Annotated in this window: 4 protein-coding genes, 3 tRNA genes and 4 rRNA genes; 1 reads left to right on the top strand and 10 read right to left on the bottom strand. The window is 42.9% G+C overall.

Annotated elements, in window-relative coordinates; all coding sequences use genetic code 11:
• Window positions 1-43: 43 nt before the first annotated feature.
• The 3 genes from LDL79_RS10560 to LDL79_RS10550 all read right to left on the bottom strand — a co-directional run bounded on the left by LDL79_RS10560 (window position 44) and on the right by LDL79_RS10550 (window position 2,936).
• Window positions 44-117 (bottom strand) — tRNA-Ile (locus LDL79_RS10560).
• Between the two features lie 136 nt (window positions 118-253).
• Window positions 254-1,781, bottom strand: a 16S ribosomal RNA gene (locus LDL79_RS10555).
• Between the two features lie 915 nt (window positions 1,782-2,696).
• The gene (locus tag LDL79_RS10550) at window positions 2,697-2,936 is read right to left on the bottom strand and encodes a putative porin (RefSeq protein ID WP_262903810.1); all 240 of its coding nucleotides are present in this window, start codon (window positions 2,934-2,936) and stop codon (window positions 2,697-2,699) included.
• On the opposite strand from LDL79_RS10550, the gene LDL79_RS10545 reads away from it, so the two are divergent.
• Entirely contained in the window at window positions 2,894-3,130 is a 237-nt protein-coding gene (locus LDL79_RS10545) for a hypothetical protein (RefSeq protein WP_225597682.1), read from the top strand. The genes LDL79_RS10550 and LDL79_RS10545 overlap by 43 nt on opposite strands.
• Window positions 3,131-3,192: 62 nt before the next feature.
• Here the strand turns inward: LDL79_RS10545 and rrf are convergent.
• The 7 genes from rrf to LDL79_RS10510 form a co-directional block, all read right to left on the bottom strand.
• A 5S ribosomal RNA gene (rrf, locus tag LDL79_RS10540) occupies window positions 3,193-3,301 on the bottom strand.
• A gap of 137 nt (window positions 3,302-3,438) precedes the next feature.
• A 23S ribosomal RNA gene (locus LDL79_RS10535) occupies window positions 3,439-6,253 on the bottom strand.
• Between the two features lie 193 nt (window positions 6,254-6,446).
• Window positions 6,447-6,523, bottom strand: a tRNA-Ala gene (locus tag LDL79_RS10530).
• Window positions 6,524-6,701: 178 nt separating this feature from the next.
• A tRNA-Ile gene (locus LDL79_RS10525) sits at window positions 6,702-6,775 on the bottom strand.
• A gap of 136 nt (window positions 6,776-6,911) precedes the next feature.
• A 16S ribosomal RNA gene (locus tag LDL79_RS10520) occupies window positions 6,912-8,439 on the bottom strand.
• The 16S, 23S and 5S rRNA genes sit together here with 3 tRNA genes alongside, the layout of an rRNA operon.
• Window positions 8,440-9,351: 912 nt before the next feature.
• Window positions 9,352-11,262 carry a putative porin gene (locus tag LDL79_RS10515; RefSeq protein WP_225597681.1) on the bottom strand — a complete coding sequence of 637 codons (1,911 nt, stop codon included), beginning with the start codon at window positions 11,260-11,262 and terminating at the stop codon, window positions 9,352-9,354.
• Window positions 11,263-11,496: 234 nt separating this feature from the next.
• A complete protein-coding gene (locus tag LDL79_RS10510) occupies window positions 11,497-13,005 on the bottom strand; it encodes a RagB/SusD family nutrient uptake outer membrane protein (protein ID WP_225597680.1) in 1,509 nt (502 codons plus the stop codon).

Below are 13,005 nucleotides of genomic sequence, written 5' to 3'. Positions count from 1 at the left end.
AAATATTAAATTCAAAACCTTGAATCGCAGCTTTGCTGCGTTGTAGTCTCAGGCAGACTCGAACTGCCGACCTCTACATTATCAGTGTAGCGCTCTAACCAGCTGAGCTATGAGACTGTCCTATTTATCAATTGAATGATCCTGAAATGAATTCAGGATCATCAACCGAAAAATATCTTGAATTGACAACTAAAACTAAAACTTCGTCTTTCCTTATAGTCGTGGCTTTGTCTGCTGTGCAGCAAAGCTCTAGAAAGGAGGTGTTCCAGCCGCACCTTCCGGTACGGCTACCTTGTTACGACTTAGCCCCAGTTACCGGTCTTACCCTAGGCCGCTCCTTGCGGTGACGGACTTCAGGTACCCCCAGCTTCCATGGCTTGACGGGCGGTGTGTACAAGGCCCGGGAACGTATTCACCGCATCATGGCTGATATGCGATTACTAGCGATTCCAGCTTCACGGGGTCGAGTTGCAGACCCCGATCCGAACTGTGATAGGTTTTATAGATTCGCTCCGCCTTGCGACGTGGCTGCTCTCTGTACCTACCATTGTAGCACGTGTGTGGCCCAGGACGTAAGGGCCGTGATGATTTGACGTCATCCCCACCTTCCTCACGGTTTGCACCGGCAGTCTTGCTAGAGTTCCCGACATTACTCGCTGGCAACTAACAACAGGGGTTGCGCTCGTTATAGGACTTAACCTGACACCTCACGGCACGAGCTGACGACAACCATGCAGCACCTTGTAATCTGTCCGAAGAAAAATCTGTTTCCAAATCTGTCAGACTACATTTAAGCCCTGGTAAGGTTCCTCGCGTATCATCGAATTAAACCACATGCTCCACCGCTTGTGCGGGCCCCCGTCAATTCCTTTGAGTTTCATTCTTGCGAACGTACTCCCCAGGTGGGTTACTTATCACTTTCGCTTGGCCACCCAGCCCTCAATTAGGCCGGACAGCTAGTAACCATCGTTTACGGCGTGGACTACCAGGGTATCTAATCCTGTTCGCTCCCCACGCTTTCGTCCATCAGTGTCAATATATTGTTAGTAACCTGCCTTCGCAATCGGTATTCTATGTAATATCTATGCATTTCACCGCTACACTACATATTCTAGTTACTTCACAACAATTCAAGACTAACAGTATCAATGGCAATTCTACAGTTAAGCTGCAGACTTTCACCACTGACTTATTAGTCCACCTACGGACCCTTTAAACCCAATGATTCCGGATAACGCTTGCACCCTCCGTATTACCGCGGCTGCTGGCACGGAGTTAGCCGGTGCTTATTCTTACGGTACCGTCATCGTGCTACACGTAACACTTATTCTTCCCGTATAAAAGCAGTTTACAACCCATAGGGCAGTCTTCCTGCACGCGGCATGGCTGGATCAGGCTCCCGCCCATTGTCCAATATTCCTCACTGCTGCCTCCCGTAGGAGTCTGGTCCGTGTCTCAGTACCAGTGTGGGGGATCTCCCTCTCAGGACCCCTACCTATCGTTGCCTAGGTGTGCCGTTACCACACCTACTAGCTAATAGGACGCATGCTCATCTTGTACCGTAACCTTTACTATTAATACGATGCCATATCAATAGACTATGGAGGATTAATCCAAGTTTCCCTGGGCTATACTCCAGTACAAGGCAGATTGCATACGCGTTACGCACCCGTGCGCCACTCGTCAGCAAATTAGCAAGCTAATTCCTGTTACCGTTCGACTTGCATGTGTTAGGCCTGCCGCTAGCGTTCATCCTGAGCCAGGATCAAACTCTTCATCGTAGTATCTTAAATAATATTCCACGATATAAGGAAATTTAATCACACTTCATAAAGAAGCGCTCAAAATGGTCGTTCTAGTTTTAATTCAATTCCGATATAAAATCGGAACGCGTTGTCAATTCAATATGTCAATTAACTTCTCCCCTGATTAAAGAAGATCATTTATCGTTAGATGTCAAGGAATCGAACCTCTCTCCCCGATAGCTATCGGGATACCAAATCATCTCGTTTTCAATGTGCGTTGCTCTCCGTGAAAGCGGCTGCAAATATACAAACCTTTTTTCTTACCAAACAAATAAAAATTAAAGTTTTTTTCAAGCCATTTTTAAGAAATCATACAAAGAACTTACCCCGACTTTTTGCCGAAAATCGGGAGGCAAAGATACCACCCTTTTCCTTTACAAAACAAGCTTTTTTTAAACTTTATTTTTTGGCGCCGCCAAAAGGTATCAATAACCTCTAAGCGAACATTTGTTTTCAATAAACAACCTAAAAGCTTAGCCTAAGATTGTTTACTTGATCTATATTTCTATGAACGTAAAACCGTTTTTTATATCCGATTTTGGAGGCGCAAATATAGAACGATTATCTAACCCCGCAAGCACTTTTTTAAAGTATTTTTAAAATAATTTTCTAATACCTTGTTTACAATAAGTTACATCCTTAATGTTTTTGAAAAAAGTTCCGGATATACCCATACAATCAAAATAATGAAAGATAGAAGCAACTTCCTAAAAAGCAAAAAGCTAGATTTTAATTGATTTACTCGATGAACTACACAAAAAAACTCTAGTTGCTTTTCATCAAAAATATTCGGGTTAGGGATTGAGCGGCCTGTTTGAGCTCTTGTTGCGCTTCTTAAAGCGCAATTAAGCGAGTAGCGAAAGCCCGGTTGCTGTCAAAAACAGCAAAACCCTATAAAAAGAAATTCCATACCAGGCCAAAACGAAACGTGAAATCACGGTACGGATAACCCGGAGCTGAATAATAATCTGAAGGACTCACCAAGGAATTGATGTGCTCGGCGATGAAAAAGATGCGCGTCTGGCGAACTTTCATATTGAAAAACAAATCTAACAACGGAAAGCCACCCAAAGCCTGATCGTTCTCACTTGACCAATCTAGATTTAAAAGGGTCCTGGCTTGACACGGTATTATTTCCTGAAGTAGCGCAAAGGAGTGCTATTTACGCGCGGGGATTGTATCATATAGAAGCTAAAGTAACCACTGAGTTCGACTTTATCACCTTAGAGGTCTCTAAAATTAAAAGACTCCCCTACATCACAGATCCAAGATTCGCTACCAGCCCTTCAGACACCAAAACACACTCCCTTAAAACCGGAAGCTAAAGGTTTATCTAACTTTATTGTAAAAAAAAAGTCTGCATCAGATATTGATGCAGACTTTTAAAACAAGGCGGCGACCTACTCTCCCACGAGATGTAGTACCATCGGCGCTAACGGGCTTAACTACTCTGTTCGGAATGGTAAGAGGTGAGCCCCGTCGCTATAACCACCTTAAGCTGTCGTATGATTTAATCACATACTTTAATAAGTTAACATATTGGGTAATAATAAAAAGACTATAAGAACAAATCTGACTTGATCATTATAAGTATAAGAGTGTTCCTCCCGCATCATAAAAGTGCGGGAAGACGTACATAAGCTTACGGGTTATTAGTACTACTCGGCTATGACATTACTGCCTTTACACCTATAGCCTATCAACGTGGTCGTCTCCCACGGCCCTTTAAAGAAATCTCATCTTGTGGTGGGTTTCGCGCTTATATGCTTTCAGCGCTTATCCCTTCCCGACATAGCTACCCTGCAATGCTCCTGGCGGAACAACAGGTACACCAGCGGTCGGTCCAACCCGGTCCTCTCGTACTAGGGTCAGATCCACTCAAATTTCTAGCGCCCACTATAGATAGAGACCGAACTGTCTCACGACGTTCTGAACCCAGCTCGCGTGCCACTTTAATGGGCGAACAGCCCAACCCTTGGGACCTTCTCCAGCCCCAGGATGTGACGAGCCGACATCGAGGTGCCAAACCCCCCCGTCGATATGAGCTCTTGGGGGAGATCAGCCTGTTATCCCCGGCGTACCTTTTATCCTTTGAGCGATGGCCCTTCCATGCGGAACCACCGGATCACTATGCTCTACTTTCGTACCTGATCGACCTGTATGTCTCTCAGTCAAGCTCCCTTATGCCATTGCACGCTACACACGATTGCCAACCGTGTTGAGGGAACCTTTAGAAGCCTCCGTTACTCTTTTGGAGGCGACCACCCCAGTCAAACTACCCACCAAGCACTGTCCCCATAATATGGGTTAGGCTTCAAACAAGTAAAGGGTGGTATTTCAACAATGACTCCACCACGCCTGGCGACGCAGCTTCAAAGTCTCCCACCTATCCTACACATCACTTGTCCAAAGTCAATACTAAGCTATAGTAAAGGTGCACGGGGTCTTTTCGTCCCATAGCGGGTAATCGGCATCTTCACCGATACTACAATTTCACCGAGCTCATGGCCGAGACAGTGTCCAGATCGTTGCACCATTCGTGCAGGTCGGAACTTACCCGACAAGGAATTTCGCTACCTTAGGACCGTTATAGTTACGGCCGCCGTTTACCGGGGCTTCAATTCAATGCTTCGCTAATGCTAACATCTCCTCTTAACCTTCCGGCACCGGGCAGGTGTCAGGCCCTATACTTCATCTTTCGATTTCGCAGAGCCCTGTGTTTTTGATAAACAGTCGCCTGGACCTCTTCACTGCGGCCCCACCGGAGTGGGGCGACCCTTCTCCCGAAGTTACGGGTCGATTTTGCCTAGTTCCTTAGCCATGAATCTCTCGAGCACCTTAGAATCCTCATCCCAACCACCTGTGTCGGTTTACGGTACGGGCTGCTTCACTCGCTTTTCTTGGAAGTATCTCCTCTGGATTATCACCGTAGCCGTAGCCGTGGTGTACTATCACTACGTTAAGTAGCTTCAACGTGCTATTCCGTCAGCACGCACCAAATTTAATCCTCCGTCACTTTTAATGTGAGCAGGTACAGGAATATTAACCTGTTGTCCATCCACTACCCCTTTCGGGTTCGCGTTAGGTCCCGACTGACCCCCGGCTGATTAGCATGGCCGGGGAAACCTTGGTCTTTCGGTGTGCGGGTTTCTCGCCCGCATTATCGTTACTTATGCCTACATTTTCTTTTGTAACCAATCCAGCTTACCTCACAGTAAACCTTCAACTTTGTTACAATGCTCCCCTACCCATCTTACGATGCCATAGCTTCGGTAGTATGTTTATGCCCGATTATTATCCATGCCGGACCGCTCGACTAGTGAGCTGTTACGCACTCTTTAAATGAATGGCTGCTTCCAAGCCAACATCCTAGCTGTCTGGGCAGTCCAACCGCGTTTTTTCAACTTAACATACATTTGGGGACCTTAGCTGATGGTCTGGGTTCTTTCCCTCTCGGACATGGACCTTAGCACCCATGCCCTCACTGCTGATCAACATTTTATAGCATTCGGAGTTTGTCAGGAATTGGTAGGCGGTGAAGCCCCCGCATCCAATCAGTAGCTCTACCTCTATAAAACTATAAATCAACGCTGCACCTAAATGCATTTCGGGGAGTACGAGCTATTTCCGAGTTTGATTGGCCTTTCACCCCTACCCTCAGGTCATCCCAAGACTTTTCAACGTCAACGGGTTCGGTCCTCCACTATGTGTTACCACAGCTTCAACCTGCCCAAGGGTAGATCACACGGTTTCGCGTCTACTCAACCTAACTAAACGCCCTATTAAGACTCGCTTTCGCTACGGATCCGATGCTGAACATCTTAACCTTGCTAGATAAAGTAACTCGTAGGCTCATTATGCAAAAGGCACGCCGTCACCCAAAAGGGCTCCGACCGCTTGTAAGCGTATGGTTTCAGGGTCTATTTCACTCCCTTGTTCAGGGTTCTTTTCACCTTTCCCTCACGGTACTGGTTCACTATCGGTCTCTCAGGAGTATTTAGCCTTAGCGGATGGTCCCGCCAGATTCATACAGGGTTTCACGTGCCCCGCACTACTCAGGATACCACTATCTATAACGCTCTTTACCTATACCGGGCTATCACCGTCTATGGCCACTCTTTCCAAAGTGTTCTAATTCATTACGCATAAAATGTCGTGGTCCTACAACCCCGATCCTGCCGTAACAGAATCGGTTTGGGCTATTCCGAGTTCGCTCGCCGCTACTATCGGAATCACTATTGTTTTCTCTTCCTCCGGGTACTTAGATGTTTCAGTTCTCCGGGTTTGCTTCCTTGCGGATACTATACCTTCAGTATAGTGGGTTGCCCCATTCGGATATCTGCGGATCAATTTGTATGTGCCAATCCCCGCAGCTTTTCGCAGCTTATCACGTCCTTCATCGCCTCTGAGAGCCTAGGCATTCCCCATACGCCCTTATTTAGCTTATTGTACTTTTTGCTCTTATAAGGACCATTGGTATTGCTACCTTGGCCTTTTGTATTATTAATGAGTTCTATCTATAATATAACTTAGTTATTAATAACTATATAAAATTTGTTTCTCTCGTATTCTTATTATTTCCCAATATGTCAATGAACTGTATTCAATTCTAAATTCAAAATTTTGAATTCAAAATTAAAATGGTGGAGAATATCGGAGTCGAACCGATGACCTCCTGCGTGCAAGGCAGGCGCTCTAGCCAGCTGAGCTAATCCCCCATTTATAAAGTAGGCAGTTTCAGTATTCAGTACACAGTCTAAATTACTGCTAACTGCTTCTGCTTACTGCAAACTGGGTTACCCAACTTCTAAAATTTCCTTCAATATTTGTTTATGAACTTTACCCAAAATTTTAAATATTAAATTCAAAACCTTGAATCGCAGCTTTGCTGCGTTGTAGTCTCAGGCAGACTCGAACTGCCGACCTCTACATTATCAGTGTAGCGCTCTAACCAGCTGAGCTATGAGACTGTCCTATTTATCAATTGAATGATCCTGAAATGAATTCAGGATCATCAACCGAAAAATATCTTGAATTGACAACTAAAACTAAAACTTCGTCTTTCCTTACAGTCGTGGCTTTGTCTGCTATGCAGCAAAGCTCTAGAAAGGAGGTGTTCCAGCCGCACCTTCCGGTACGGCTACCTTGTTACGACTTAGCCCCAGTTACCGGTCTTACCCTAGGCCGCTCCTTGCGGTGACGGACTTCAGGTACCCCCAGCTTCCATGGCTTGACGGGCGGTGTGTACAAGGCCCGGGAACGTATTCACCGCATCATGGCTGATATGCGATTACTAGCGATTCCAGCTTCACGGGGTCGAGTTGCAGACCCCGATCCGAACTGTGATAGGTTTTATAGATTCGCTCCGCCTTGCGACGTGGCTGCTCTCTGTACCTACCATTGTAGCACGTGTGTGGCCCAGGACGTAAGGGCCGTGATGATTTGACGTCATCCCCACCTTCCTCACGGTTTGCACCGGCAGTCTTGCTAGAGTTCCCGACATTACTCGCTGGCAACTAACAACAGGGGTTGCGCTCGTTATAGGACTTAACCTGACACCTCACGGCACGAGCTGACGACAACCATGCAGCACCTTGTAATCTGTCCGAAGAAAAATCTGTTTCCAAATCTGTCAGACTACATTTAAGCCCTGGTAAGGTTCCTCGCGTATCATCGAATTAAACCACATGCTCCACCGCTTGTGCGGGCCCCCGTCAATTCCTTTGAGTTTCATTCTTGCGAACGTACTCCCCAGGTGGGTTACTTATCACTTTCGCTTGGCCACCCAGCCCTCAATTAGGCCGGACAGCTAGTAACCATCGTTTACGGCGTGGACTACCAGGGTATCTAATCCTGTTCGCTCCCCACGCTTTCGTCCATCAGTGTCAATATATTGTTAGTAACCTGCCTTCGCAATCGGTATTCTATGTAATATCTATGCATTTCACCGCTACACTACATATTCTAGTTACTTCACAACAATTCAAGACTAACAGTATCAATGGCAATTCTACAGTTAAGCTGCAGACTTTCACCACTGACTTATTAGTCCACCTACGGACCCTTTAAACCCAATGATTCCGGATAACGCTTGCACCCTCCGTATTACCGCGGCTGCTGGCACGGAGTTAGCCGGTGCTTATTCTTACGGTACCGTCATCGTGCTACACGTAACACTTATTCTTCCCGTATAAAAGCAGTTTACAACCCATAGGGCAGTCTTCCTGCACGCGGCATGGCTGGATCAGGCTCCCGCCCATTGTCCAATATTCCTCACTGCTGCCTCCCGTAGGAGTCTGGTCCGTGTCTCAGTACCAGTGTGGGGGATCTCCCTCTCAGGACCCCTACCTATCGTTGCCTAGGTGTGCCGTTACCACACCTACTAGCTAATAGGACGCATGCTCATCTTGTACCGTAACCTTTACTATTAATACGATGCCATATCAATAGACTATGGAGGATTAATCCAAGTTTCCCTGGGCTATACTCCAGTACAAGGCAGATTGCATACGCGTTACGCACCCGTGCGCCACTCGTCAGCAAATTAGCAAGCTAATTCCTGTTACCGTTCGACTTGCATGTGTTAGGCCTGCCGCTAGCGTTCATCCTGAGCCAGGATCAAACTCTTCATCGTAGTATCTTAAATAATATTCCACGATATAAGGAAATTTAATCACACTTCATAAAGAAGCGCTCAAAATGGTCGTTCTAGTTTTAATTCAATTCCGATATAAAATCGGAACGCGTTGTCAATTCAATATGTCAATTAACTTCTCCCCTGATTAAAGAAGATCATTTATCGTTAGATGTCAAGGAATCGAACCTCTCTCCCCGATAGCTATCGGGATACCAAATCATCTCGTTTTCAATGTGCGTTGCTCTCCGTGAAAGCGGCTGCAAATATACAAACCTTTTTTCTTACCAAACAAATAAAAATTAAAGTTTTTTTCAAGCCATTTTTAAGAAATCATACAAAGAACTTACCCCGACTTTTTGCCGAAAATCGGGAGGCAAAGATACCACCCTTTTCCTTTATAAAACAAGCTTTTTTTAAACTTTATTTCTTAGCGCCGCCAAAAGATATCAATAACCTCTAAGCGAACATTTGTTTTCAATAAACAACCTATAAGCTTACCTTAAGATTGTTTACTTGATCTATATTTCTATGAACGTAAAACCGTTTTTTATACCCGATTTTGGAGGCGCAAATATAGAACGATTATCTAACCCCGCAAGCACTTTTTAAAAGTATTTTTAAAATAATTTACTACGAGCTTGTTTACAGTATTTTACATTCTTAAAGTTTTTGAAAAAGTTCTACATATGCTGATGAAGCGAAAATAATAAAGGATTCAAAGAACTTCTAAAAAAGCAAAAAGCTAGATTTTAGTTGATTTATTCGATGAACTACACAGAAACCAATAGCTATTAGTCCAAAAAAAGCTTGGGTTAGGGATTGAGCGGCCTGTTTGAGCTCTTGTTGCGCTCCTAAAAGCGCAATAAAGCGAGTAGCGAAAGCCCGGTTGCTGTCAAAAACAGCAAAACCCTATAAAAAGAAATTCCATACCAGGCCAAAACGAAACGTGAAATCACGGTACGGATAACCCGGAGCTGAATAATAATCTGAAGGACTCACCAAGGAATTGATGTGCTCGGCGATGAAAAAGATGCGCGTCTGGCGAACTTTCATATTGAAAAACAAATCTAACAAAGGAAAGCCACCCAACTCCTGATCGTTCTGAACGTAAAATTCGGCAAGTACAGGATCATACGCGTTCATATTATATTCAGTGAAATAATTGAATCTGAAACCTGTTTGAACGAAAAGCGCCTTTTGAAACCATTCATCTGCATAATACAAGGTGTTGCGCGTTATGATTTCAGGAACGTTAAAATAACTCATCCCTGAACTAACATTTTGATAAGCTACCGTATTATCTAAACCAAATTTGCCCAATCTAAATTCCTTGTTGAGCTTAACTTTTAAATAGGTGACATTGGCATCTGCCTGAAAAGATTGCACCAAGCCGGCGTTATTTCTACTGAAATAAGCATAATCTGCGATACTCACTAAACTAACAGAAGCATTGAACCATTTTTTTGAATCCATCTTAAAATCGAGAGAACTGGTCTTTACGTTCTCATAATTTTCAGCATTGTACCAGTTGTAATTCTGGTAACTGCTTTGATACAGCAAGTGATTATAATTTGCAGGAGAAGAATTGATATGAATTCCGCCAGAAAATGCTGCTTTATCTTTTAGCTTAAATCTGGCCTCTGCATTAAAATCTAAGCCTGAAAAGTCACCTACCACATTGGTCTGTGCTTCGCCTTTTAATTGAAATCCTTCGTACGCTTTTCTATAAGAAGCTCCGACTGCAATAATATCTCCCTGAAGTGCATTGGGAATCGTCTCATCTTCTCGAACGAGCACCGAGTTATAGCCATAATTGTAATAGGTATGATTAGCCTGAAAGTTTAGCGTTCCTAATATATTGTTTGAATACTCTACAAAGACTCTATTGTTCAATTCTTCATAATCTGTACGATCTACCAAATTAGAAGTCACAAAAGATTCGCCGAAAAGATCAGTAGCGGGAGTGGTTTGCCTATATTCAAAGAACTTGTCTTCATAATTGAGGATATGCCCTATTTGAATTCTATTCTTATTGACGCTGTCATTCTGCTTAATTAAGTCGTAGCGCTGATTAATGTAAAATCGGGCTCCATCGAGAATACTTTCGGCATCTTCAAAGTTAACTGACAGCCTAGCGCGATCATTGAACTGAGAATCGCCTCCTCCAAAATTAACCAAGGCTTGATCTGTAAGGCCACCGTTTTCTTCGTTTAATAAATCCTGCGCCACATAATGAGCTTTAACGTTGTAACGGTTATTTTTTGATTGATAATTCGTCGTGAATCTGAAATTCCCTGTACTGGTAAGTGCGTTTTGATATTTACCCAAACTACGCAACCCCTTATAAGCGATAGAAAAATTGAAGCGTTTAGATTTATTCATCGTAAAAAACGCATCAAGGTTTTGGCCTTGAGAGAATACACTTTTATAATACAGCTCGGTTAACGGTGTAGGTACTTGATAATAAAAAATATCATCGACCTCCATATAATTGAAATGCCGCGCGCGGGCTCCAAATTCAGGCATCACTTTTTCACTATCAAAAGTATAGGCCAGCGTATTATAGGTTTGCCCTTCATTAGCAAATGGAAGCAACTCAAAATTGTCTTTCCTGAGGTAATTATACTTGTAGAGTTTTTCTACCGTAAGTGATGTATCTACAATAGTGGTGTCATTCTCTACTGAAATGATTTTGTATAGCTCTAAGGGTGGGCGTTGGCGTGCTGCTCTATTTTTAAGACCTCTATTAGTTAAACTGTCTTCATAACTGTTTCTCCCTCCTCCTTCACGTCTAATTGTAGAATTATCTTGAGAAAACATCTTAAAACCAAACATTAATACAATGATGCAAGTAAGTTTAATCCTAAAACCCATACTTCTCTCTTATTAAAATATGCGAAACTAAATATATAACGAAGAATATCATCAAAAAATATTTAATACTTCTATCTCGCGCAATTATACATCAATTTATCTAGACCTAGATATCTTGCAAATAAAAACCGGATAGCAATTGAATTACTATCCGGTTCTAAAATTTATCCAGAATGTCGATTAATTCTGACCTCCAAGATTTGTATTAAATAAAATCTCGTTTTGAGGAATCTCATAAGTTAACTTCTCGTCATCATGTGAGAATGATTGACCAGCAAAATCTAACCAGTTAGAGCCTCTAGTACGAGTTTCACGTCTTCTCTTCATAATGAAATAAGATTGACCTTCTCCCCAAAGCTCTAGTCTCGCTTGCAAAGCAGCTTCTTCGGCTAAATCAGTTGTTGCCATTGCATCAATATAAGATGAATCATCCAACCTTAAGTCTAGGACTGCTTTTAAGCTAGTTCTAGCTGCAGCAAAATTTCCGTTTTCAGCAGCAGCTTCGGCATGCAATAAATACATTTCTGCAATTCGCATATAGTGAGAATCCGAATCGATATTCACCTGAGGACCTGAAAATAATCCAAAACCGTTTAATTCGGCTCCTTTATAATAAAACTTACCTAATGGTCGTAGATCAGAATTAAACTGATATAATCTAATATCATCTTCTCTAAAGTTACTATATAAGCCAGCATCCATTCCTTTTGGATTACCTACAGCAGCATAGCTATAACTATAAGCATCCATAAAGCCCCACCAAGAAAATAATGAAGCAAGACCTTGCCCTTGAGGAGTAATATCAATTCCCCATAGAACTCCTGGAATGCTATTGATATCGTTGAATCCACCAACACTACCATCTTCACCCGGCAGTAATGCCACTTCATCAGCCGTCATAATTGGATATCCAGCATCTATAACCTTTTTAGCGTACTCTTCAGTTTTAGGCCAGTTATTCATAGCTCCATAAAGTCGAGCTAATAATCCCCTTACAACATCCTGGTTAATTTCAATCTTAGCATCTCTATTAAAACCTTCAAGTAAAGTCTCCGCTTCTAATAAATCATTTAAAGCAACATCAAATACTTCTTGAAGAGTACTTTTAGGCATATCAAGATCGTTTGCACTTGTATAAATAGGTAAAACTTCTTTAGATAAATCTGAAATATCATTCACATAAATGTGAGCAAGGAAATAGTATGCATATCCTCTTAAAGCTTTAGCCTGACCGATAGTGAATCTTCCTGTTTCAGTTTCAGGCACCACATCGTTTCCACCAGCACCGTCAATAACTAGGTTTGATAAATTGATGATTCGGTATAAGAATCTCCAACCTCTGTAGTTATAGTTGTTGTCAGGATCAAGAGTAGCAGTTAATTCTGAAATTTGAGTTTGCCTGTTATAACTCTTACCTAAGTGAGCCATATCTGCAGACATCATATCCAACTGAATATACTGCGTTGTAATACCAAAATCTTCTTGGCTATCAGTACCACCACTACCTCTACGGTATAAGTTCTCATAAATACCCAATAAAGTACCTGCTGATACATCTGGGTTAATTTCTGCAGCCTCAGACACCTGCTCCGCAGATAAGGTCTCTGTTGGGTACACCTCTAGATAGTCTTCACTACAAGACGCCAGCAAGAGAAGAGCCCCACCGAAATAAATAATTTTTCTTAACAT

Origin of the sequence: Leeuwenhoekiella palythoae, assembly GCF_020310025.1 — a bacterium.
GTDB classification, from domain to species: Bacteria; Bacteroidota; Bacteroidia; order Flavobacteriales; family Flavobacteriaceae; genus Leeuwenhoekiella; species Leeuwenhoekiella palythoae.
This window is presented reverse-complemented; position numbering and strand designations above follow the sequence as displayed.